22 protein-coding genes and 1 other RNA gene are annotated in these 21,841 nt (G+C 44.7%); 8 read left to right on the plus strand and 15 right to left on the minus strand.

The window, feature by feature from the left end; genetic code table 11:
• Nucleotides 1–20 precede the first annotated feature (20 nt).
• Genes AACV12_RS03460 through AACV12_RS03475 form a run of 4 tightly spaced genes read right to left on the minus strand, consistent with a single transcriptional unit; the run spans nucleotide 21 to nucleotide 3,662 of the window.
• Entirely contained in the window at nucleotides 21–818 is a 798-nt protein-coding gene (locus tag AACV12_RS03460) for an SDR family oxidoreductase (RefSeq protein WP_017047061.1), read from the minus strand.
• Nucleotides 808–1,542, minus strand: a complete 735-nt coding sequence (locus AACV12_RS03465) for a TenA family transcriptional regulator (protein WP_017047062.1) — start codon at nucleotides 1,540–1,542, stop codon at nucleotides 808–810. The genes AACV12_RS03460 and AACV12_RS03465 overlap by 11 nt, the downstream gene beginning before the upstream one ends.
• 1 nt (nucleotide 1,543) lies before the next feature.
• Entirely contained in the window at nucleotides 1,544–3,043 is a 1,500-nt protein-coding gene (locus tag AACV12_RS03470) for an AMP-binding protein (protein WP_170899935.1), read from the minus strand.
• A 10-nt stretch (nucleotides 3,044–3,053) separates the two neighbouring features.
• Entirely contained in the window at nucleotides 3,054–3,662 is a 609-nt protein-coding gene (locus AACV12_RS03475) for a thermostable hemolysin (protein WP_013856449.1), read from the minus strand.
• 376 nt (nucleotides 3,663–4,038) lie between these two features.
• Here AACV12_RS03475 and AACV12_RS03480 point away from each other — a divergent pair, with 376 nt between their 5' ends.
• Nucleotides 4,039–4,524, plus strand: coding sequence for a VOC family protein (locus tag AACV12_RS03480; protein WP_013856448.1), 486 nt, complete (start codon nucleotides 4,039–4,041; stop codon nucleotides 4,522–4,524).
• A 127-nt stretch (nucleotides 4,525–4,651) separates the two neighbouring features.
• Here the strand turns inward: AACV12_RS03480 and AACV12_RS03485 are convergent, their stop codons facing one another.
• From AACV12_RS03485 to AACV12_RS03500, 4 genes are all read right to left on the minus strand, one after another.
• On the minus strand, nucleotides 4,652–5,551 hold the full coding sequence (locus AACV12_RS03485; protein WP_170899936.1) for a LysR family transcriptional regulator: 900 nt from the start codon (nucleotides 5,549–5,551) through the stop codon (nucleotides 4,652–4,654).
• Between the two features lie 178 nt (nucleotides 5,552–5,729).
• Nucleotides 5,730–5,826: signal recognition particle sRNA small type (gene ffs, locus AACV12_RS03490), an RNA gene on the minus strand.
• A gap of 173 nt (nucleotides 5,827–5,999) precedes the next feature.
• Nucleotides 6,000–8,066: a GGDEF domain-containing protein gene (locus tag AACV12_RS03495; protein WP_170899937.1), complete on the minus strand. Its 2,067-nt coding sequence runs from the start codon at nucleotides 8,064–8,066 to the stop codon at nucleotides 6,000–6,002.
• Between the two features lie 83 nt (nucleotides 8,067–8,149).
• A complete protein-coding gene (locus tag AACV12_RS03500) occupies nucleotides 8,150–8,893 on the minus strand; it encodes a hypothetical protein (RefSeq protein WP_017045285.1) in 744 nt (247 codons plus the stop codon).
• A gap of 69 nt (nucleotides 8,894–8,962) precedes the next feature.
• Between AACV12_RS03500 and AACV12_RS03505 the strand changes: the two genes are divergently transcribed.
• Nucleotides 8,963–9,265 (plus strand): MGMT family protein, encoded by a 303-nt coding sequence (locus tag AACV12_RS03505; RefSeq protein ID WP_170899938.1) that lies wholly within the window; start codon nucleotides 8,963–8,965, stop codon nucleotides 9,263–9,265.
• Between the two features lie 99 nt (nucleotides 9,266–9,364).
• Here the strand turns inward: AACV12_RS03505 and AACV12_RS03510 are convergent, their stop codons facing one another.
• A complete protein-coding gene (locus AACV12_RS03510) occupies nucleotides 9,365–9,796 on the minus strand; it encodes a YbaY family lipoprotein (RefSeq protein WP_047687881.1) in 432 nt (143 codons plus the stop codon).
• A gap of 146 nt (nucleotides 9,797–9,942) precedes the next feature.
• Between AACV12_RS03510 and tesB the strand changes: the two genes are divergently transcribed.
• Nucleotides 9,943–10,803: an acyl-CoA thioesterase II gene (tesB, locus tag AACV12_RS03515; RefSeq protein WP_170899939.1), complete on the plus strand. Its 861-nt coding sequence runs from the start codon at nucleotides 9,943–9,945 to the stop codon at nucleotides 10,801–10,803.
• Between the two features lie 19 nt (nucleotides 10,804–10,822).
• Here tesB and AACV12_RS03520 read toward each other — a convergent pair whose 3' ends face one another.
• Nucleotides 10,823–11,284 carry an Lrp/AsnC family transcriptional regulator gene (locus AACV12_RS03520; protein ID WP_013856441.1) on the minus strand — a complete coding sequence of 154 codons (462 nt, stop codon included), beginning with the start codon at nucleotides 11,282–11,284 and terminating at the stop codon, nucleotides 10,823–10,825.
• A 119-nt stretch (nucleotides 11,285–11,403) separates the two neighbouring features.
• On the opposite strand from AACV12_RS03520, the gene AACV12_RS03525 reads away from it, so the two are divergent.
• Nucleotides 11,404–12,471, plus strand: coding sequence for a PLP-dependent cysteine synthase family protein (locus AACV12_RS03525; RefSeq protein WP_013856440.1), 1,068 nt, complete (start codon nucleotides 11,404–11,406; stop codon nucleotides 12,469–12,471).
• Between the two features lie 57 nt (nucleotides 12,472–12,528).
• Here AACV12_RS03525 and AACV12_RS03530 read toward each other — a convergent pair whose 3' ends face one another.
• Nucleotides 12,529–13,398 carry a Tim44 domain-containing protein gene (locus AACV12_RS03530; protein WP_013856439.1) on the minus strand — a complete coding sequence of 290 codons (870 nt, stop codon included), beginning with the start codon at nucleotides 13,396–13,398 and terminating at the stop codon, nucleotides 12,529–12,531.
• Nucleotides 13,399–13,576: 178 nt separating this feature from the next.
• Between AACV12_RS03530 and AACV12_RS03535 the strand changes: the two genes are divergently transcribed.
• A complete protein-coding gene (locus AACV12_RS03535) occupies nucleotides 13,577–14,173 on the plus strand; it encodes a TetR/AcrR family transcriptional regulator (protein ID WP_017048569.1) in 597 nt (198 codons plus the stop codon).
• A 9-nt stretch (nucleotides 14,174–14,182) separates the two neighbouring features.
• The gene (locus tag AACV12_RS03540) at nucleotides 14,183–16,054 is read left to right on the plus strand and encodes an MFS transporter (protein WP_094128937.1); all 1,872 of its coding nucleotides are present in this window, start codon (nucleotides 14,183–14,185) and stop codon (nucleotides 16,052–16,054) included.
• Between the two features lie 195 nt (nucleotides 16,055–16,249).
• On the opposite strand, the gene AACV12_RS03545 is transcribed toward AACV12_RS03540, so the two are convergent.
• A complete protein-coding gene (locus AACV12_RS03545) occupies nucleotides 16,250–16,966 on the minus strand; it encodes a hypothetical protein (protein WP_170899940.1) in 717 nt (238 codons plus the stop codon).
• Between the two features lie 312 nt (nucleotides 16,967–17,278).
• Between AACV12_RS03545 and AACV12_RS03550 the strand changes: the two genes are divergently transcribed.
• Entirely contained in the window at nucleotides 17,279–17,677 is a 399-nt protein-coding gene (locus tag AACV12_RS03550; protein WP_170899941.1) for a thiol-disulfide oxidoreductase DCC family protein, read from the plus strand.
• Nucleotides 17,678–17,682: 5 nt separating this feature from the next.
• Nucleotides 17,683–18,393, plus strand: coding sequence for an SDR family NAD(P)-dependent oxidoreductase (locus AACV12_RS03555; RefSeq protein WP_094128939.1), 711 nt, complete (start codon nucleotides 17,683–17,685; stop codon nucleotides 18,391–18,393).
• Here the strand turns inward: AACV12_RS03555 and menE are convergent.
• The 3 genes from menE to menB all read right to left on the minus strand — a co-directional run bounded on the left by menE (nucleotide 18,340) and on the right by menB (nucleotide 21,812).
• Nucleotides 18,340–19,863, minus strand: coding sequence for an o-succinylbenzoate--CoA ligase (gene menE / locus AACV12_RS03560; protein ID WP_170900046.1), 1,524 nt, complete (start codon nucleotides 19,861–19,863; stop codon nucleotides 18,340–18,342). The genes AACV12_RS03555 and menE overlap by 54 nt on opposite strands.
• Nucleotides 19,854–20,852 (minus strand): o-succinylbenzoate synthase, encoded by a 999-nt coding sequence (menC, locus tag AACV12_RS03565; protein WP_170899942.1) that lies wholly within the window; start codon nucleotides 20,850–20,852, stop codon nucleotides 19,854–19,856. The genes menE and menC overlap by 10 nt, the downstream gene beginning before the upstream one ends.
• 93 nt (nucleotides 20,853–20,945) lie before the next feature.
• The gene (menB, locus tag AACV12_RS03570) at nucleotides 20,946–21,812 is read right to left on the minus strand and encodes a 1,4-dihydroxy-2-naphthoyl-CoA synthase (protein ID WP_026027256.1); all 867 of its coding nucleotides are present in this window, start codon (nucleotides 21,810–21,812) and stop codon (nucleotides 20,946–20,948) included.
• Between the last annotated feature and the right edge of the window lie 29 nt (nucleotides 21,813–21,841).

Genomic DNA, 21,841 nt, shown 5'->3' on the forward strand with positions numbered 1-21,841 from the left:
TCTCCTTGAGTTATCACGCTTTAACGGTTCAAAAAGGCAAGAATGGTCGCTTGCTGCTTTTTAATTGCCGACGAAATCACTGCTGGCCATAGTTGATTTAATCGTACCAACACTTTTTCAGGCCAGCCAATCCAGCGAGTTGTTGATTCGCTTTCGAGCATACTAAGCACATGTTGGGCAACAACCTCTGGCTCATCACAGTGATTGCCTACGGCTTGGTTAAACTGGTTCACCGTGTCATTATTCAGCTCGGTATTGGTCGCTCGCGGCGCTAGGTAAAGTACCTTGATACCCGTCCCCTCAAGCTCACGCTGCATCGCTTCACTAAAACGGTGCAACCCTGCTTTGGTAGCGCAGTACGTGGCATAACCCGGGTAACCAATAGCCCCTAAACTTGAGCCAATATTTAAAATAATCCCCGGTTTATTCAACCAATGTATCGCCGATTGAGTCAGTTGCATCGGAGCAAGTAAATTCAAATGCAGCTCCTGTTGTACTGAAACTGCGGTTCGTCTAGCTAATAAGCGAAACTGGTTAATGCCCGCATTATTGATCACCACACTGATTCGTTTCTGGCCCATAAAAAAGCGCTGAATGAAGGTGTTGATCTGCTCTATTCCTGACTCTGTGCTTAAATCTGCACTCAAAATCAGATGCTTCTCAGGCATGGGGAGCGTTTGCCGAAGTTGCTCGAGTTTTTGACCATCACGAGCCACCAGAACTAGACTGGCTCCTTGCTTAGCAAGCAGCAATGCGATGCGTTGCCCGATACCACCGGAAGCGCCGGTGAGTAAAACATGTCGATGATTAAGATCCATATTGCGACCTTACACCTTGCGAAGCTAAATCTTGCGAACCTGCATGCACCATTGACTCGCAAGGAAGCGGTAGTTCTCGCAGCATCTGCCCATACAGATCAAACACCATGTTTGCAGAGCGGATGATGGCCTCTTGATCGGATACACACTGAATGTTGTTCATTAACGATTCAAAAAAACGGATGTGCCCTTGGTCAAGTTCACTGTGCGAAGTGAGATAGGTCATCGCCGCATCAGGAAGCGCCAAACGCTGTTTGACTAACCGTGCGATATTCCCACCGACACCCACACTGGTTCCTTCAAGTACCCACACCATGCCAAATAAGCTCAACGGGTTAGCGCGATCAATCTGGTGATAGAGATACGCCACCATGAGTTCGATGGAAGCGCTGACCCGCCCTGCACCCTCATTATGACGCACTGCGTCCACATCACCACCGCACGCTTTAATATCGTTCAAGATCCACTCTTGGTGGCCTTTTTCTTCATCGATGTACTCGGCAATCGCCGTTCGTACCCACTCATATTCATCGCCTAAGCGGCTGCCACATGCCATCAGCAGTGGCACCGTATGTTTAACATGGTGATAAGCTTGAGTGAGAAAACGAATATACATCTCTAGGCTGATCTCACCTCTTGCGCAGGCATCAAATACCGGAGCTTGCAACATCTGCTGCTGTGCTGGCTCAGTTTGTGTTTTTAAAATATGGAAAAATTTGCTCATTTTAAAGCTCCTCAGCCATTGAATAGAAGGAAGGAATAGAGATAAAAACCGTCTGTGGATTAGTGGTGTGGCGCGCCAAGCGAGCCTCTTGCAGTGCGTTTTCAATAGCTAAGCGTTTTGGGCGACCATTAGCGGTCAGCCACTTTTGCCAGCAATGAGTATCGCTCACCAACCAAAGCTGCGTGATGTGTGCGTAATCGGGCAACACGCTATTGAGCTGTTGCACGCGCGTAACGAGATCAGGTAAAGGACTGTCACTGACGGCCGTGAGGCCTGCCTGCCCGTCGCCCACCACCACAAATCGATGGTGTGCAATCAAAGCCAATGCTTGAGATTCAATCCATTCAGGGGCCACGTTACGCCCAAAACTGGTGATGATGAGGTTCTTTTTACGCCCGATGATGGTTAAAAAACCCTCATCATCGATTGTGGCCATATCGCCAGTTGACAACCACTCGTGGCTAAACAGCTCACCTAAATACCCCAAAGCCGTGTTGCCTTTAACTAACAATTCGCCATCTTGTGCCAGCGAAACCTGAAGATGAGACAGCACCTGTCCGCACGACCCCGGCTTATTTTGTTGGGGTGTATTCATACTCACGACCGAAGCACTTTCAGACAAACCATACCCTTCAAAAGCGGGAATGCCGAGCTGGCGAGCTGCGTCAATTAATTGGGGAGCCACTCGCGCCCCGCCCACGGCAACCCAGCGTAAAGGCAGCGCAAGAGCTGGGCTCTGCTTGACGACTTCAATTAATGCCAGCAATAGCGCAGGCGTTAGCACCAAGCTTGACGGCTGAAACTGTTGTAGTGCGAGTGCGAACGTTGCACCACAGAACTGGCTAGAACCGGTCAAACCTACTTCGCTGCCACAGACGACTGTTGATGTCACACCCAGAACCAAAGGAACATACACACCCGTGATGTTTTCTAACAAGGTTGAGAGAGGCAGCATCACGAGGTGACGCTCAACTTGCGCGGACATTTTCTCTGCGATCGCCAGCGTGACCGCTTGCATGTTTTCGTCACTCAAACACACCCCTTTCGGCGTTCCGGTGGACCCAGACGTAAAGGTGATTTTTTGCGTCAAAGGCAACACCTGTGCTGATGGATTCGCCAAATAGACAAAAGCAGGTAGATGACTGAGCGTTGAGAAAGGTTCACCTAGCGTTGGCCAATCACCTAAGCAAACATCAACACCCGATTCATACAGTAGGTGTTCAACCTGGGCCTTACTAAAGAAAGTAGGTACAGGAACGAGCACTATTTTTGCGTGCATGGCCGCAAGGTCGATGATCACCCAATCCAAACTATTTTCAGCTTTTAATGCGATACGCTGTACCTGCCACTGGCGCAATGTGCGTGCTGTGGCTTCCACCTTTTCTAAGAGCTGTTGATAGCTCAGCGCTATCTTTTCTTGTTTGGCATTGTGCCCAATGAAGGCAATGCTATCTGGCTTTTGCTGCGCATGTTGATGAAGCGCCGATAAAATTCGGTTCATAGCAAAGGCCTCACGCTTGTTTTTGGTTTAAATGAAATCGGTTGAGCAACGCCAGCCCCTGCGCCAAATTTCCCGCTAAAATTCGAGGGCTGTGTTGGTAATAACTGCCCCAAATTTGGTTGGCGTTAGGAATGCAAGATGCTGACGCTTTCGCGATCAATGTCGGTTGTAAACCAAATCGACGCATCAAAGCATGCAGTGGATCCGTTGCTGTAAAAACGCACCATTCATACCCTAAATCAACCAGCTGTTGAGCGATCAAAGTAAAGTGCAGCGCCGATAAACCACGACCAAAAGAGGCCAGTTGGCCAAATTCAATCAAAGCACTTCGGGATACTCGGCAATCAAAACGCTGCGATAAAATTTCATCGGCAGGTTGGTCAAGGTATTGTTCGAGAAATAGAGGCTCTTGCTGCGCTACGCGAAAACCACATACGGATTTCATTTCGTCATGATCAAGCAAAGCTAAATAAGCAGGCATAAAAGTAATAAGGCGTGCATCAAACGCTTGCTGATAACGCTCGCGCACAAGGTGTATGGCTTCCAACCAGCGAGGATGAGAAGGATCAATTACGGCCAATTGCAGATCAGATGCTGAGCGTATGGTTTTCATCGGCATTTCCTTTTTGCTTACTCTGTAAACAAAAATAACGGACGTAACTTAAGAATCCCTTAATAAGAGATTTTTCTTCAACTCAATGGATGAGGAGCCGTTGAATATCCGATACCACTTAGCTCACTCGCAAATGTGTGGCCAAATCTAAACGGAACGATTTTTCTAAATTAGCCTGTCACGGATTGGCTTAGATACGGAAAATTATCATTCTCTACTATCGCCATTTGTATTGGTTCTAACACGGAGACATCTTGCGTTTCTCTTATAATTATAATTTATCATTTTTATAATTACTGATAATTTTATTTAATCCATCAATCTCCATATACTCCCATCTATCGAAACGAAGCCAAAAAATCAAAGGTATTAGGAGCGAATTATGAAAATGAATCACGTCGGTATTATGGTTGGCGATATGGATAAAGCTGTTGAGTTCTACACTCAAGCTTTAGGTTTAAAAATCGTTATGAATAATACACAAGTTATTGAAGAGCGAGAGTCAGCGATTGGCCGCATGTGTATTGCTGTTTTTGGTGAGGGTTTCAAAGGTTTCAATATTGCACATCTAGTAACAACTGATGGTATTGGCGTTGAATTGTTTGAAATGAAAGAGCGCGAAGAGCGTCACGAAGTAGACTTCTCTCGCCTTGGTATCTTCCACTTCTGTCTACAAACCGACGACTTTGAAGGCGCGATTAAGCGCATTGAACAATATGGCGGTAAAGCGCGTATGGATATCATGCGTTACCACCCAGAAGATGATAACAAGCTCGCTAAAATGATTTATCTAGAAGACCCATTTGGCAACCTATTTGAGCTTTACTCGCACTCATACGAAGAAACTTATGCCTCTGATTACGAATAGTCGATCTGTGATGCATTAATAAAATTTCAAGGGCAGGTAGCACAACCAGCCCTTTTTAGTTTCTATTGCAAGGTCAGCTATGAAGCTTTAATGCCAATATCATCTGCTTATGTGGAGTTCAATCAAGTCAAACAGCCTTAAAAGAGTGATTAATAACGTCAATGACTTGCTCATAACGCCTAGCAAGAGGTGAGTTAAGTTTGCTAACCAAGTAAACAGGTTCTTGTATGTCTTCGGTAATGTTGAATATTTTTAGCTGCTCTTTATCCGCGAACAAGTTAACGCACCATCGAGGAACCACTGTAAAACCAATCCCTTTAGCTATAGGAACTAATATTTGGTGCACTTGGTTAATATAGCTTTGCGTCGGAACATCTTCCAAATCGACTAGACGAAGCAAATCATTGTTCGCTTGATTGACATATGTTTGGAAGTAGTGAGCGAAATCTGGATGACGAACGACTCCCAATTCTATTAACAAGTCATTTATAGGCAAGCTTTCGTCTGCGGACAGTGGCAATACAAGCGCAAGACACTCCGCACCTACAATACGGCTCGCGAAATATTTAGAGTTAGGTTCTTTTGTCACTAGACCTATATCCAGTTTCCCCTGCAATATCTGCTCAAATATACGATGGTTTGGCGTTGCTTCTAACTCAATGGATAAGCTTGGATAACTCACTTGCAAAGAAAGTAATTGTGAATAAATCAGCCACGCGAAAGTCCCCGAACAGCCTATAGTACAGCGACCACGGAAAGGTTCGTCGTGTGCCAAATTCTGTAATAACTCAAACTCTTCTTCAAAGTGTTTGACAGCATAATCGTAAACTTTCCGCCCATAGATTGTTAACTCAAATTTCTTGTTAAATCTCTTTATCAAAGGATAGCCGCAGGCAGCTTCTAGTTTATTTATGTGCTGGCTTACCCCAGGTTGCGTCATATGGAGTAACTCAGCCGTTTTAGTAAAGTGCCCAATATCGACTAATGTTTTAAAAGTGTTTAACCAAATAGGATTGAGCATAGTCATAAACCAATAGTTATTAATAAATCAACTTTCAATAATAATTGATTATAAATGAATCAGCATGTCTTTGGACAAAATGTATGTTTCAGATTGCAATATGATAAAACATTATTGCATTAGCTTTTAAAACGAAGAAATCGGGAGTGTACGGATAAAGTTTGTCAGCGACAAAAAAGGGTGGAAGCCCCAGCCACATCCCGGCACACACGTCGCCTGCTGCGGCTGCTCCCTTCCGGGCCTGACCGAGTTCACAAGTTAGTGTTGCGGGAGGACCAGAGCCTCCATTGATTTGTTTTCTTGGCTTGCTAGCCAAAGAGTGCGGCGATTATCAAGCATCATAGTAATGATTGCAAGCCGAAATCCCAATGGATGGAAGCTTTTTGTTTTAAGTGAACACCATTTGAGCAAATCTTCTATTTTCTCTTCTACTCAATAAAATAGGTGGACTATTTTAGCTCTTGTTTGAACTTCTGATTATCTTGAGAAGAGACTTTGTATTATCTCGTTGGCTACTTCGGTGGTGCTTACTTTGGTACATGGCAATATCAGTTTGGTGCAATACTTCTTCCAGGCTCATGAAATGATCTCTGTAATTCGACACACCAATCGCCACATTGACTTTTATGTTTAAATTTCGAGCAGAATCGCTGTAGGTAAAGGACTCTAACTGCATTAACACAGGCTCAAGCTCCTCATCACTATATTGCCCAATCAGGATAAATTCATCACCCCCGATTCGGTAACTACGACCACGCCAAATAGAATCGATACGGCTGGCAAGTGCTTTCAACACTTCATCCCCCACTTCATGACCATAGTTATCGTTTATCGGCTTAAAGTTATTCACATCTAAATAAATCAAGGTTAGATCGCTGTTTAAGCCTCTCGAATAACGGCGATATAAAGCTCGGCGATTACGCAGCTTGGTTAAATTATCGGTAACAGATTGTGAGTGTAGATAGAAAGCGACCACTAACAAGAAGCCAAATACCAACGTAAACAGCCATTGAGTGTGGCGTGAAAAAGTTTTCTCGGCCGCTAACGTTGCTCGCCAATTCGGTTGATAATCATAGGTGTTGATGATTTTCTGCGTATCAATCATCTTAATAGCACGAGTAAATAAAGGAGCCAGCGAAGCGCCCATGCTATTTTTGGGAAAGCCCATTGCAATCTCAGACGAGTAAAAACTGCCGATAAATAGATCTTCCTCCAACGGCAATAAGTTATCCGCTTCGCGCAATATTTGGTTAAAGTTGGCACGGTTTAGAACGATGTAATCGACCTCCTTACCGAGCAAGGCTTTGACCAATTCATTTTGAGTTTTATAAACATGTAGCACTTTATTGGGCAGCATTTTTCCTAACAGCTCTTCAAAGAAATCTTCTTTAATCACGCCGATGCGCTCAACAATTAATTCAGACACATTGCTGTAAACATTGTCTTTGTAATTTTCACGCTTAATCAAGACGGCTTCAGGCTGGTAATACGTGTCACTGAAATAAACGTCGGATTTTCGTTGTTGAGAGACGGTAACTGGTACTAGGATATCAATGCGTTTATTGACCAAATCGGCATACATACTCTCCCACGTTTCGTCTGGCTGGCTGGCCAGTTCGCATTTGAGCAACAGAATGTCACATGCTTTAAAAACAATGTCCGCGTTTATTCCTTTCACTTTACCATCGTGCTGATACTGAGCAAATTGGCTGATGTTCTCCAATTTTACTTTTAACGGTCGCTGCACGTTTAAGCCACTATCGATGACGGATTGACGCAACGCCTGCTTGCGGATATCAAATTGGTATTTTTGTACTGATTCTCTAAGCAGTTTTTGTACCGACGCTGAGTGTACATATTCTTGAATTTTGTTGAGTAATAAAGTGTTGCGCCCTTTTGGCGTAATAATGGCAACCGGCTGAATAGGCAGTTGGTCATTAAGCAATTGAGCATCGAGCCCTGCCATCAACATCGGCTTTAATTGATTAATCGCGTCTACGACCACATCGACTTCAGCCGTGCTTAAAAGTTCTTTGGCACGCCGAGCACCATCATACTCAATCTGTATAATATGAGGAAAATAAGCGGCAATCAGCTCACCATAAATCGTTCCTTTGGGAACCCCGACCCTCGCCAGATCGGTTAACTGTACGTTGCTGTGGCTAAATGCATAGGTGTATTCAATATTGGTAGGACTAGAGAAATCAAAGCGTTGAGCACGCTGTTCGGTGTAAGTCACATTGGCTGCAAAATCGCTCTCCCCTTGTTCGATAGCGGTCAAGATCGCATCAAAGCTGGGGTAATTAACATAGTCAATCTCAAGGCGAAATTGGTAAGCAATGGCATCAAACAAAATACGCGTGACAACATCGTCCGCTTCTGTCGCTACTCGATATGTTTTAGCGTTGATTATGGGAGCACTGATGACGCTGTGTGCCGCCGTTGCTAGCCATAAAAGACCTATTAGCCGAAATGCACGAACCATGACGTTTATATTATTGTAATGAGAGGTGAGCATCATATACTAATGCTCTATATATGCATAAGAATGAAGTCACAACTTCACCCACAACATGCTCTAATCTACATTCAGTTGTGTTCTGGTCATTCGGTATTCTCTTCGGTGCTCTTGAGTAGATAATCAGTCATCCAAGCAGTAGCCAGTAAACAGATCCAAACCACGAATACTGGGTTTGGTACATCACTTGTGGGCGAGACGACTAAGCTTGCAAAGCCTACCGTTGGAAGTGTCCAGCATAACAAACCATTCCAATTCACTGCGACTGGTTTGGATTGGGTTAAACTTTCCATCGACGCCATAATGCCAGTAATGCTTAACGCAACTAACACCGCATACGAGAAATCGGCCATCCATAGCGGTAGCAGTAACCCTAACGCCCACCAACGGTGCTTATTGGATGGCTTCCAGTGCGCAACCGACCACCAAACAACGATAACAGAAAGAGTCTGAATAACAGTAAGCCAGCCTGTACCGCCTAATTTCCCAGCCGATTGAGTAACGATGATACCGACTTGCAACGTCAATACGATCAACGTGCTCACTAAGATAACGCCCATGCTACTGCGTTTAGAAAAGGCCACCGTCAACAAAGGCAGCAACACCCAAACACTGACAGAAAGAGCGATTGGCTGATAAGATAAAGTGAAACCATAAGCGGTCATTGCAGCCAATAACAACACACCCGCGACGCCCCCTTGCGGTAAAATCCACAGCGCAGGGATCACGATGGCCAGCACGGGGATGTCCCCTTCGCTTAAACCTATGGCTCTTGCACAAACCACAGCCAACAAGGTTGTGATTAAAAATTGAAAGGTAGAAAATAGCATGCCCTCTCCTTATACCGTTCCTTGGTAACTATCGAACTAGGACACTGCTAGTATGGACGAATTGTCAGCATGAACCAATTTTTAGCGCAGATTTTTGCAGTTATACATCAAATTCCCCCAGGAAAAGTGACAACCTATGGGGAAATTGCTCGTTTAGCAGGATACCCCGGCTACGCACGCCATGTTGGAAAAGCATTAGGTAACCTACCTCAAAACAGCCGATTACCTTGGTTTCGTGTGATCAACAGCAAAGGAGAGATTTCGCTGAAAGGAGAGGATTTATTACGTCAACGACAAAAATTGATCGCCGAAGGCGTCGAAGTGAACGAGCATGGCAGAATAAAACTTCGATTATACCAGTGGCGCCCCTAAGCCCCTTTCGGTCAAGCGCCTTTCCCGCTTATCTAGCACGGGAAAGGGCTGTTTTACTGTTTTTATAGTATTGCGTCTATTTTATTGCTTCTGTTTTTACTACTGTTTAACACCAACCAAACGCAAATCAACACGTTTAGTGTTATTCTCATCAGTAATCACGGCGTAATGGGTATCCGTAATGAAGCGCAGTTTTCCATCTACTTCGATACGAGCACTGACGCTGTAACGGTGGCGAGCATCAATTTTTCGGTTGTCGAATGCCAAGTCAAACTGAAGCGGCACTTGCATTCCGTTAGTTTCAAAGCGGTGTTTTGCGATCACTTTAGCGGGTGCATCAGCCAATGAAACATCTTGCAAAGTGATAGTGACAAGCGCCTTATCCGGCAGTGCAATACGCTCACGGTACGAAACCGTACCCATGATAGATTGAATATTGCTCTCGGAAGAGGTTGGTTTTTGCGCTGACTGGCAACCCACAAGCATTAGACCCAAAACAGACGACATAATCAGCAACAGTGCCTTTTTCATAAGGATAAAACCTCAGTTATGGTGTTAGATAGGTGATGATTATAGGTTCGGTTTTATCTGCTGTCATGGTCGTCCATTTGGTATTAACAAGATATTGACTTAGTCAACAATGATAATAATTACATTAAGAATCTCGGTGAGGGTCTATGAGTAAACCATTAAATGAACTATTGGATTTGCTACAACTGGAAAAGCTAGAAGAAGGTTTATACCGAGGTGAGAGCGAGAACTTAGGTCTACCACAAGTGTATGGTGGGCAAGTGATTGGCCAGGCACTCTCGGCGGCTCGCTATACGGTTGATTCCGACCGCACTGTTCACTCATTTCATAGCTATTTTCTTTACCCCGGGGATCCTGAAAAACCAATCATTTATGATGTTGAGAATTTAAGGGACGGACGCAGTTTCAGTACCAGACGAGTCAAAGCAATTCAAAATGGTCGGCCGATTTTCTATCTCACCGCTTCTTATCACGGTGAAGCGCCCGGTTTTGAACATCAAAACACCATGCCTGACATCCCTGGTCCTGAAAATTTTGCCTCTGAATCTGAACTGGCAGCCCAGATTGCACATTTATTACCTGAAAAAATAAAAAAGGTTTTTTGTGGCGAAAAAGCGATTGAGATGCGTCCAGTGACCGTAATTAACCCGCTAAAACCACAAAAAGCGGAGCCAAAACAGTGCCTGTGGATACGCGCTAATGGTGAGTTGCCAAATAACCAACTCATCCATCAATATTTGCTCGGTTACGCGTCTGATTGGGGGTTTTTAGTCACAGCGTTGCATCCTCATAAAGTCTCTTTGATGACACCTAACTTTCAAGTCGCGACGATTGATCATTCGATTTGGTTCCACCGCCCATTCAAAATGGATGAATGGTTGCTCTACGCAATAGAAAGCCCTACGGCCAGCAATACCCGTGGTTTAGTGCGTGGCGAGATTTACAACCGCCAAGGAGATTTAGTCGCAACAGCAGTGCAAGAAGGTGTGATGCGCTTCACCAAATAACAAGACTCAGACGAGCAGGCTATGCCAGAGGCAATTGGGTAGTGTACTTCAATGACTCCATTGCAAAGGTTGAAGTCACGTTATTAATCCCTTTCACGCCATTGACCAGTTTTTTATAAAACTGGTCAAAACACTTCATGTCTTTGACCAACACTTTCATCATGTAATCGTACTCACCCGCCATACGATAGAACTCCATCACCTCAGGGTACTCAGACACAGTCACGACAAAATGGCTGTACCATTCGTGAGAGTGATCGCTGGTCTTAATCAACACAAACGCGGTAAAACTCAAATCTAATTTTTCTGGGTCAAGCAGGGCAACTCGCCGCGCAATCACGCCAGATTCTTCGAGCTTTTTCAACCGCTTCCAGCAAGGTGTGGTGGTTAAGTTCACCGCTTCAGCCAAATCATTTAGCGACAAAGTGCTGTCTTGTTGCAGTAATGAGAGGATCATGCGATCAATTCTATCAAGCTCCATAGCTCCCCCAGAATAAGAGAATAATTTTCTCTAAAACTACAAAATGACAGGCAACATAGCAAAGCTTTTCTCTCACATTAAGGGTAAATTACCCTCATAATAACGATGGAGAGAGAACCATGTGCACCGATCATCAATGGATTAACAACGCAATTCGAAAAATAGAAGCGGACTACCAACGTTCGGCCGATACTCATCTGATCAAGCTCGATTTACCTTGTGTCGCTGGGGTCGATATTTATCTCAAAGATGAAAGTACGCATCCTACGGGTTCGCTCAAACACCGCCTCGCCCGTTCTCTTTTCCTGTATGCCATCTGTAACGGCTGGGTTGGCCCTGAAACGACTATCATTGAATCTTCATCGGGCAGTACTGCGGTATCAGAAGCTTATTTTGCCCGTTTACTAGGTTTGCCTTTTATTGCTGTAATGCCCAAATGTACTGCACGTAAAAAAATTGAGCAGATTGAGCTTTATGGCGGCCAAGCGCATTTAGTCGATCGCTCTGATCAAATTTATGCCGAATCACACCGCTTAGCCAAAGAACTGAATGGCCATTATATGGACCAGTTCACTTATGCTGAACGTGCGACCGACTGGCGTGGTAATAGCAATATTGCCGACAGTATTTTTAACCAAATGCAAATGGAAGATCACCCCGTTCCAACATGGATTGTAATGAGCCCGGGCACAGGCGGAACCTCAGCAACTATAGGCCGCTTTATTCGCTACCAAAAACACAATACCAAACTGTGCGTCGTCGACCCTGAAAACTCGGTATTTCATGATTATTTCAAAAGCCGAGACCCAAGCTTAACCTTGCAGTGTGGTAGCAAAATTGAAGGAATTGGTCGCCCACGAGTTGAACCGAGTTTTATTCCCGGCGTAGTCGATGAAATGCGTACCGTTGCGGATGCCGCCAGTGTCGCTACGATCTATTGGTTGGAAAAACTACTCGGCCGCAAAGCAGGCCCTTCTACCGGCACCAATCTTTATGGGGTTTTGCAAATTGCCAGTGAGATGAAACAACGAGGTGAAACAGGCTCCATCGTGACGCTGTTATGCGACAGCGGCGAACGTTATTTAGATACCTATTACTGTGCCGATTGGGTGAAAAGCAATATTGGTGATTTAACACCTTATCTTTCAAAATTAGAAGCCTTTGAAACGACGGCTAAATTAGCTTAGTGACCTAGCAAAACGCCCAAGACAAACTTGGGCGTTTTGGATCCATCGTGAAAAGTCTTAGCCTTGAATGCCGACAATCAACCAAGGTGCATTAGGTACGGTTAAATCACGCTCTAAATGCCACACATCATTAATATCTTCTTCAATGCCTTCCACGGAATCGCGGTAGCGGCCAGTAAACTGCAAACTCAACTGCGCTTTACTTGCATCGTAATCGGCGCGAACGACTTCAGCGTCTACGTACATCACATCTGTGTGCTGTTCACCGTTTAGCTTTGCGCGCTCTTGTTTTAAATCTTCAAACAAGCTCGCCGATACATATTCTTCAACAGTTTCAAGTTGGTTATGGTTCCAAGCACCTTGCAAAATACGGTAGTGCTCACGCGCACCATTAATGAAAGCGGCCTTATCAAAACCGGCTGGATAGTTATGTGGGATATCGCTGTGTGCATTCGCTCCAAAACCACCCGTGGCTTGAGGCTGTTGTTCAAAATTGTGCACGTTCGGCTGTTCAAACTCCGTTCGGTTATTCACGCCACCAAACGCAGGCTGCTGCCGATTCATGCTACCCTGCTTCGCACCAAGCATACCGCGCATCAGTTTAAAGAGCACAAAAGCAATCAGGCCGAAGATCAGAATATCCATAAATTGGATACCCTCAAACGCGCCGCCAAAGAAAGCCGCCAGTAGACCACCAGCGAGTAAACCACCCAGTAATCCGCCCATCAGACCTTTTTTGGTCGAACCAGCTTTACCTGCTTGATCTTGCTTAATGGTGTCATTTTTTTGAGTCTGCTGTTTGGGAGCTGGCGCCGTTTTATAGCTTTTACCAAACGATTTACCACCGCCAAATTTCTTTGCTTCTGCTATCGGTGTGATCGCAACAGCAACCATCAGCAATGCTACAAGGGAAAAAAAACGTTTCATGTTTTTCCTTAGGGTTATAATTATTGAGGCTTACTCATCATAACCACTTCGGATAGACAAGAAAACCGTTGCTTCTCGCAGACATGTATCAGAATATTGCAAATTAACCGTCCATAAGTTGACGCTTATACACCACCCCACTAGAATATCGAACGTTGTTCATAATTGATACGTAACCATGGCCAGACGAAACGATCACACCCGAGAAGAACTGATTGCATTGACACTCAAGACCGCGAAGCATTTTCTTCAAAATCACACTTATCACGAGCTCAGCCTGCGTAAAATCGCAACCATGATTGGCTACGTACCTAGCACTTTGGTCAATGTCTTCGGCAGTTACAATCTTTTATTGTTGCATGTGGTAGCTCAAACCTTGGATGAACTCTCTTCGCAAGCGAAAAAAGTGGTGGGTAAGTGTAGCGATCCAAAAGAAGCGTTGTATAAATTGGCCTATTGCTACCACGATTTTGCTCAGTTGCACCCCAATCGCTGGCAACTTATTTTTGAACATAATATGAATGGTGAACGACTTCCCCAGTGGCAAGCAGAGCGCATCGACAACATGACCGCCATGCTTGAAGGTTTATTGACCATCCTTGCTCCACAACACTCGCAACAAGAAGTGCTGCAAGCAAGCCGAGTCCTGTGGTCTGGCGTACATGGTATTACCTTATTAAGCGTGGATGATAAATTTTTCGCCGCCGAACCCATCGATGGGAAAGAGCTGATTGAAAACCTACTCTCAAACTATCTTAATCACTGGGCTCGATAAGGACCATCAATGAGTCAATCTCAATCTTCATTGCTGACTCAGCAACGATTTCTTCCGTATTTCATAACCCAGTTTTTTGGCGCATTTAACGATAACATCTTTAAAAATGTCTTGCTGCTATTGGTCGCGTTTGCTGGAGCGAACGTGTTACCGGTTTCCAGTAATTTATTTATTAACCTTGCCGCAGGGCTATTCATTCTTCCTTTTTTCCTTTTTTCTGCCTCTGCTGGTGTGCTTGCTGACAAGTACGAAAAATCCGCTTTCATTCGTAAAGTGAAATTGGCTGAAATTGGCATCATGTGTCTTGGCGCGATCGGTTTTATGACCGAGAGTTACGCCATTTTACTGTTATTACTTTTTTTGATGGGGACACAATCAGCCTTTTTTGGTCCAGTCAAATACGCTTTATTGCCGCAACAACTCAAGCCAAATGAATTGGTTCCGGGTAATGCGTTAGTGGAAACAGGCACATTTTTAGCGATTTTATTAGGCACATTGGGGGCTGGGCTCATTGCCTCGATGCCCTACACTAAATACGTGGCTGCTGGCGCGGTGGTGCTATTTGCGTTGTTAGGCTATTTAGCCAGCCGTCATATTCCTAAAGCCCCTGCTTGCGCACCCGATCTCGTTTTTCGCTGGCAGCCCATTAAGCAAACCAAGCAGACCATTGCGATTGCCAAACAAGACCGTACTATTTTCCAATGCGTAATGGCGATCAGTTGGTTCTGGTTTTTAGGTGCTGCCTACTTAACTCAATTTCCAAATTTCACGCATCACTATTTATATGGCACAGAGAGCGCCGTTTCTTTTTTGCTAGCACTGTTTTCTGTTGGTATTGCCACTGGCTCATTGACCTGTGACAAATTATCGCATCATAGAATAGAGATCGGCATCGTGCCTATCGGCAGTTTTGGCATTACATTATTTGGCTATTTAATGGCAACCTCCGTGCCAGAAAAATTACCTCAATTTACTGATTTTTATCAATTTATCAGCTACCAATCACTATGGCCGATGTTTCTTTTCTTATTGTTGATTGGCGTCTGCGGTGGCATCTTCATTGTGCCTTTATATGCGCTAATGCAGCAGCGTGCTAAAGTCACTCAACGCGCACAAGTCATTGCCGCTTTAAATATCTACAACTCACTGTTTATGGTGGCGAGCGCACTATTAGGGATTGTCTGTTTGAGCTTTCTTGAGCTTACGATCCCTCAGTTCTTCATTATATTAGCTTTGCTTAATGGCTTTGTTGCACTCTATTTATGCTACCAAGTCCCGGTCTTCTTGGTGCGATTTCTAATGTGGATGCTGACGCATACCATGTATCGAGTCAGCCACAAAAATCTTCATCACTTACCTGAAAAGGGCGGAGCACTGCTGGTGTGCAATCATGTTAGCTATATGGATGCGCTGTTGCTGAGCGCGGTTTGTCCTCGCTTAATTCGTTTTGTGATGGAAGAGGATTACGCCAATTTGCCGCCACTTCGTCGCTTTTTGAAACGTGCAGGCGTGATACCTATTTCCGCAACGCGTCGCGGTTCTATCCGCCAAGCCTTTAACGATGTAGAACAAGCATTGGCAGAGGGGCATATCGTCTGCATTTTCCCAGAGGGACGGTTAACCGCGGATGGCGAAATCAGCGATTTCATGCGCGGGATGGATATTATTTTAAAACGCAGCTCTGTGCCTGTCATCCCCATGGCATTGAAGGGATTGTGGGGAAGCTATTTTAGCCGTGCCAAAGGGCGCGCCTGCTGTGGGCTACCGACTCGTTTTTGGTCACATATAGAAATTGAAGCTGGCGAGCCCGTCCCCCAAAAAGAGGCAACAACACAAGTGATGCAACAAAAAGTCGCCGAACTCAGGGGGGATTGGCGTTAAATTGGGATTCAATATAACGTTCAGCAAAGCTTGCCTTGTGAGAAAAACGGGTAGTATACCTTGCTTTAAAGGCAGGGGGCTTAGCACCTGTAAATTAGCCAATGAATTGCAATGGATTGCTATTGTTAGGTATAAATTTGCACTTCTATTTTCGTATCGCTGCGGCACACCTTAACTGATGTTACTTAACATGAATCAAGCAGTGTATTGTGTAAGCCAATCTTCTATTGCGTGTGCCGTTAAAGTAGTACCGCTAGATGTAACAATCTTGTTCCGTTCTGCATGACCAGACAAATATTCGTTTATCTGAATTTCAACACTTCTATTGATCTGATTAGTAACACTCTTTCTCCACTCCACACTTGCTAGATCAACGTCAAGTTTTGCCTTGTCCACCTCGCTCATTAGCGCCGCTTGAAGCCCAGATTTACCCGTGTCTTTTCTATCTACCCGTATCCATTCTAAAAATTTTTTAGTGGTCTCTTTAACTTGGGCAGAGTTAACTTTTCTTTCTATCAATCCAACACCATAACATGCAAAATGTTGTTTTATTTCTCTTGTAGTAGGCTCATTCAGTAGGTTTTGTTTGTCTTTTAGAAGGTTCTTTAACGCATTAGAAACCGTTCCATTCACTCTCAAATCTATCCAATCGTTTACCTTCTTTTCAGAGTTAAAATTGGCTAATATCTTGACCCAATTTTCATCTTGACTCTTTTTATTTAAAACTATCATGATCCTATTTTTCATTTCCATTGGTGTTTTTTTGCTTACAAGCGTGTTTTCCAACCGCTTAAAGTCTACATTACGGATAGTTTTAACCTGCATTGTTTCTAATTTTTTTAATTCGCTCTGCGATAGATTGATTCTCGCAATCATCATAATATTTTTCAAAGGAGAGAAAGCTGTCGACATGATACACCTATTAATTAATTGACAAGTCAATCAACACCATTAACCACAGAGGGTTGAATATCACGAGATTTATTCTGAAATTTCCTGCCAATTTTTGCTCCACAAAAACACACACGTTGAGGTAAATATCGACATCTACATGATTGCATTGATGAAAAACACGTATCAACAGTGCTCATAGTGGCAATTTAATGACACTTAGGTCATTTGTAACTCAAGTAAATGCTTCAGGATAAAGACCACTTTGATCTTATACTGAAGAGTGAACGTACAAATATGTTATTAACGGGCTGTTAGGCTGACGACATACATATGAGTACCCCATCTTTAGTGATTTTTTTCGATGCGCAGTGTCCTTTATGCTGCAATGAAATGCGTTCATTAAAAACCTTCGATCACCATGGTCGGGTTCAGCTTATCGACATAAATGACGGCGATGCTATGCGTAGCTTTCCTTCTATCGACAAAAGCAAGGCGTTATCGATACTGCATGGCTTAGATCAACAAGGCAATCTGCTTTATGGGCTGGATGTGACCGTTCTAGCTTGGCATTTAGTCAACAAACATCGCTGGTTATTCATCACGCGCTTGCCCATCCTAAAATGGATTAGCGACCAAATTTATCTCCTTTTTGCAAAACATCGCATGTCGATATCTCGCTGGTTTAGTCATGCTCAATGCCGTAATGGCGTTTGTAAAAACAGAGAGTGATAACAATGAAATACCTCATTATTGGCGCCTCAAGCATCATCGCCCAAGCTTTTATAAGGGAGCTCAAAGCGCAGACTTTAGCGCCAGAAATCGTTACCGTCTCAAGACAAAAATATCTCGCCCAATCCTCAAGCGAACATTTTCCAACCGACTACAGTATCGAATCAACGGCCTTGATTGCCAAAACATTGGCCGACATCGGGCATAAGTTCGATCAAATTGTGTTTTTTAATGGGCAACTACACAACGGCACCTATACACCGGAAAAGCGTATCTCAAGGTTTGACGAGTCTTACTTTCAATGGCTTTTACAATGTAACGTTTTGAGCCAAGTGCGTTGGTTTCAATATTTACCATCACTTATTGATCGTCAATCTTTTGCAAAAATTACGGTTTTTAGCGCGCGGATAGGTAGCTTAGAGGATAACCACAGTGGCGGCTGGTACAGCTATCGGATGAGTAAAGCGGCGCTAAATATGGCGACGAAAAGTTTTGCGATAGAGCTAGCTCGCACTCATCCCAACACACAAACTATTCTGTTTCATCCGGGAACCACCGACACCCCGCTTTCTAAACCATTTCAGCATAATGTGGCTAGCGATAAGCTCTTTGAACCGGAGTTTGTGGCTAAGCAACTTTATCAACTACAGCAAAAGGAAATGTTAGATAAGCCCGTCTGTTTTGTGGATTGGCAGCACCAGACCATCAAATGGTGATCGCTCATTGAGTGGTCGATAACGCAGCTGATGTTCGGTGAGCCATGTGTTTAAGGTCTTGCGCGATATTTTAATACCCGTTTCGCTCAAGTGATTTGGTATTAAAAAATAATCGATGGGATATTTAAATTTTTCAAGCCTGCCATTGAGCCACTGCTCTAACGCCTCTTTTTTAGGCATAGTTTGGCATTGCAACAAAGCAACGCTGCGCGCGCCAAACTCATCATCATGCACAGGGATCACCATCGCTAAAGCAATGTCGGGGTGGTGAGATAATACCGCTTCAATCTCTTCACAATGAATGTTTTCGCCTCCAGAGATAAATTGGTTATCAACGCGGCCAATAATGCACAGCTCATCATTCTGCCAATGGCCAAGATCTTGGCTGTCGAACCATCCTTGTTCATCGATAAGAGGCGTGATTAAGCCTTGTTGGTAATAGCCACTGGATATGGTTTCACCGCCAATGAAAATACGCTGACCTTGTAGCTTCACTTGCCGTTTAGGTAGCACGTGGCCAACACTCTGGCTTGCGTTAACACGTTTTGCTGTGACAGTGGAAGCTGCTTCCGTCATACCATAACCCACCCAAGTTTCAATGCCATGCTTTGCCGCCTGCTGGGCGAGATGGTTTGGGATATGGCCTCCGCCAAGCAGCACGTGCGTTAATGCGAGCGGTGTTTTACTGTCTAATAAACGCTTCAGTTGAGTAGCAACCAATGAAGCATGCGTAACATGAATTATATCTTGGGTGAGATCGCCGCTGCCGACTTTTAAGCAAGCACCAGCTACTAACCAGCGATAAATAATGGCTAACCCAGACACATGATACATCGGTAAACTCAGCAGCCACGTATCATGGCAACTAAATGAAAATACCTCAAGTAAGCCACTGGCTGACGACCAATGCTGCTGAAAAGTATGAATAACGGCTTTAGGAACCCCAGTAGAGCCAGAAGTAAAGATGATTGAGGCAAACTGTGTCTCAGCCTTGTTTACCATAGCGCTCGTGGGCGGCGAAACATGTTCGTTAGTAATATGTTCATGAGTAATATGTTCATGAGTAAAAAGCCGGATGTTAGCGTCAGCGAGCAATGAAGTTAGCTCATTCTCCTTGAGCTTAGCTCCTTCACCTAACCATAACCAATGTGGTTGATTCTCTCCGTATAAGGTACTGAGTTTCTGTTTCAGCAGCATCACAGGTTGTGGCATGGTGATGGCGCAGATCACGCCAAGTTTTAACGACGCAAGGTAGATTAACACTAACTCAAGGCTGTTCTTACCCACTAACGTCAGCACATCTTGGTTCTGCAAACCTTGTTGCTGCATTGCAAAAGCATAAGCGTCAATACGGTTCGCTAACTGCTGCCAAGTGTAGGTTTGATTCGCCGTACGCAATGCGATCGCGTGCGGCGTATACAAAGCATGTTGTTGCCACGGCTTTTGGCAAAAGGAAACGCCTACTCGCATTGAGATTGCCAAACCACCGTTTGCTGCGCGAGCGTTTGTATCGGCAATGCGCTGTTGGGCCATGCGCTTTCGAGTTGTGCTTTAAACAAACTAATCGTATCTAGCCCCGGAATTTCATTAGGCAGTTGCCACTGCGCAAAACGAGCTAATTGGCAAAGCCCTAAGCTTGATTCGATGCTAGAGCTAATAACGGCTTGAATGCCTAATGTTTTAGCTTTTTCAATCAAAGCGATACAGCGCTGTACCGACCCAATCAAGGTCGGTTTAATCACAATGGCTTTCGCTCCCGTCAGATCTTCTAGCTGAAAATCTGCACGGCGAACGGCTTGCTGTAAGGTTTCATCCCACGCAATCGCAATGCCCGTATTGATAGCAAAAGCCAAGCTGTCACTGGGAGATGGACACGGCTCTTCCAAAAACGCAATGCGTTGACGCAGCGAAGGAGAAACATATTGGGCAAATTTTTCAGCTTTAGCGGGTGTCCAAGCTTGGTTAGCATCAAGACGCAATTGCAAATCAGGCATGGATTCTAAAAACAGATTTACGATCATCCCATCGCGAATCGCTTCGTACAGCCCAACTTTAATCTTCGCAACTCTATGATCGCCCGGTAGCGCGTTCAGAAGCGGGATCAGTTCATCAGGGTCTCCCGAGCACAAAGGTGCTGCGTGATAGTGTCCGGCTTGAGGCAACCCACCATCCAGCTCTAACTCCGCCATCGACAAACCAAAGGCAACAGAAGGAAAAAGATCATCATAGGTAATAAGCTCACCACTAACCCAAAGCTGAAGCTGCGCTATTAACTGCTGCTGTGCTTGCTCAAGTGACTCTAAACTGAAACCGGGTAATGGGGCAACTTCACCCAACGCTGAACCGTGATCATCTTGTAATTCAATAATCAGACCTTCACGTTCTACCAGCTTCTGATTGCGGAGAATAACGCCGCTATCCATCGGTAAACAGTAGCGATACAGTATTGCGCTGCGCATAATTTCAACCTTTTGTTCGATATTCGACTTTGTTCATTGAGACCACTAGCCCAAATCATCACGGAAAATGGATGATTTGAGCCGATTTTACGCTTAAGGATTACGAGGGAATTTATTGAAATCAGGGCGGCGTTTTTCATTGAAGGCATTGCGCCCTTCTTGCCCCTCTTCTGTCATATAGAACATCATGGTTGCGTTACCCGCCAGTTCTTGCAAACCTGCTTGGCCGTCACAATCTGCGTTGAGCGCTGCTTTCAAACAGCGCAGCGCCATAGGGCTATGCTGCAATACTTCACGACACCAGCGAACCGTCTCTTTTTCTAAATCAGCTACTGGCACAACCGTGTTGACCAGCCCCATGTCCAACGCTTCTTGAGCATCATAAAAACGGCAAAGGAACCAAATTTCACGCGCTTTTTTCTGCCCAACGATACGGGCCATGTAAGACGCACCCCATCCACCATCGAATGAACCCACTTTGGGTCCTGTTTGACCAAACTGGGCATTTTCTGCCGCTATAGTTAAATCGCACATCATATGCAGCACATGGCCACCACCGACAGCCCAACCAGCCACCGCCGCAATTACAGGTTTCGGACAGGTACGAATTTGGCGTTGGAAATCGAGCACATTGAGATGATGCGTACCGGACTCATCACGATAGCCGCCGTAGTCGCCACGAATTTTTTGATCGCCACCAGAGCAAAATGCCGCTTCACCAAGGCCAGTTAGAATGATCACGCCAACTTGCTCATCATAACGCGCATCGGCCAGCGCACTGATCATCTCTTTAACCGTTTGTGGGCGAAAGGCATTACGCACCTGAGGACGGGCAATCGTAATTTTGGCAATGCCATCTTGCGATTTGTGATAGTGAATATCTTCATATTCGGCGCTGCAGTCACTCCAGATGACTGGTGCATACAATTCTTGTTCAGTAATACCGACTGTTTTAGCCATGGTGCTTTCCATTGTTCTATTAATTGTTT

The organism is Vibrio sp. 2-2(8), assembly GCF_963888495.1.
Taxonomy (GTDB): Bacteria; Pseudomonadota; Gammaproteobacteria; order Enterobacterales; family Vibrionaceae; genus Vibrio; species Vibrio anguillarum.

Excerpts from the sequence above, each read along its gene's own strand:
- AACV12_RS03460 (WP_017047061.1), bottom strand. The coding sequence starts at position 818 with ATGGATCTTAATCATCGACATGTTTTACTCACCGGCGCTTCCGGTGGT.
- AACV12_RS03465 (WP_017047062.1), bottom strand. The coding sequence starts at position 1,542 with ATGAGCAAATTTTTCCATATTTTAAAAACACAAACTGAGCCAGCACAG.
- AACV12_RS03470 (WP_170899935.1), bottom strand. The coding sequence starts at position 3,043 with ATGAACCGAATTTTATCGGCGCTTCATCAACATGCGCAGCAAAAGCCA.
- AACV12_RS03475 (WP_013856449.1), bottom strand. The coding sequence starts at position 3,662 with ATGCCGATGAAAACCATACGCTCAGCATCTGATCTGCAATTGGCCGTA.
- AACV12_RS03480 (WP_013856448.1), top strand. The coding sequence starts at position 4,039 with ATGAAAATGAATCACGTCGGTATTATGGTTGGCGATATGGATAAAGCT.
- AACV12_RS03485 (WP_170899936.1), bottom strand. The coding sequence starts at position 5,551 with ATGACTATGCTCAATCCTATTTGGTTAAACACTTTTAAAACATTAGTC.
- AACV12_RS03495 (WP_170899937.1), bottom strand. The coding sequence starts at position 8,066 with ATGATGCTCACCTCTCATTACAATAATATAAACGTCATGGTTCGTGCA.
- AACV12_RS03500 (WP_017045285.1), bottom strand. The coding sequence starts at position 8,893 with ATGCTATTTTCTACCTTTCAATTTTTAATCACAACCTTGTTGGCTGTG.
- AACV12_RS03505 (WP_170899938.1), top strand. The coding sequence starts at position 8,963 with ATGAACCAATTTTTAGCGCAGATTTTTGCAGTTATACATCAAATTCCC.
- AACV12_RS03510 (WP_047687881.1), bottom strand. The coding sequence starts at position 9,796 with ATGAAAAAGGCACTGTTGCTGATTATGTCGTCTGTTTTGGGTCTAATG.
- tesB (WP_170899939.1), top strand. The coding sequence starts at position 9,943 with ATGAGTAAACCATTAAATGAACTATTGGATTTGCTACAACTGGAAAAG.
- AACV12_RS03520 (WP_013856441.1), bottom strand. The coding sequence starts at position 11,284 with ATGGAGCTTGATAGAATTGATCGCATGATCCTCTCATTACTGCAACAA.
- AACV12_RS03525 (WP_013856440.1), top strand. The coding sequence starts at position 11,404 with ATGTGCACCGATCATCAATGGATTAACAACGCAATTCGAAAAATAGAA.
- AACV12_RS03530 (WP_013856439.1), bottom strand. The coding sequence starts at position 13,398 with ATGAAACGTTTTTTTTCCCTTGTAGCATTGCTGATGGTTGCTGTTGCG.
- AACV12_RS03535 (WP_017048569.1), top strand. The coding sequence starts at position 13,577 with ATGGCCAGACGAAACGATCACACCCGAGAAGAACTGATTGCATTGACA.
- AACV12_RS03540 (WP_094128937.1), top strand. The coding sequence starts at position 14,183 with ATGAGTCAATCTCAATCTTCATTGCTGACTCAGCAACGATTTCTTCCG.
- AACV12_RS03545 (WP_170899940.1), bottom strand. The coding sequence starts at position 16,966 with ATGTCGACAGCTTTCTCTCCTTTGAAAAATATTATGATGATTGCGAGA.
- AACV12_RS03550 (WP_170899941.1), top strand. The coding sequence starts at position 17,279 with ATGAGTACCCCATCTTTAGTGATTTTTTTCGATGCGCAGTGTCCTTTA.
- AACV12_RS03555 (WP_094128939.1), top strand. The coding sequence starts at position 17,683 with ATGAAATACCTCATTATTGGCGCCTCAAGCATCATCGCCCAAGCTTTT.
- menE (WP_170900046.1), bottom strand. The coding sequence starts at position 19,863 with ATGCGAGTAGGCGTTTCCTTTTGCCAAAAGCCGTGGCAACAACATGCT.
- menC (WP_170899942.1), bottom strand. The coding sequence starts at position 20,852 with ATGCGCAGCGCAATACTGTATCGCTACTGTTTACCGATGGATAGCGGC.
- menB (WP_026027256.1), bottom strand. The coding sequence starts at position 21,812 with ATGGCTAAAACAGTCGGTATTACTGAACAAGAATTGTATGCACCAGTC.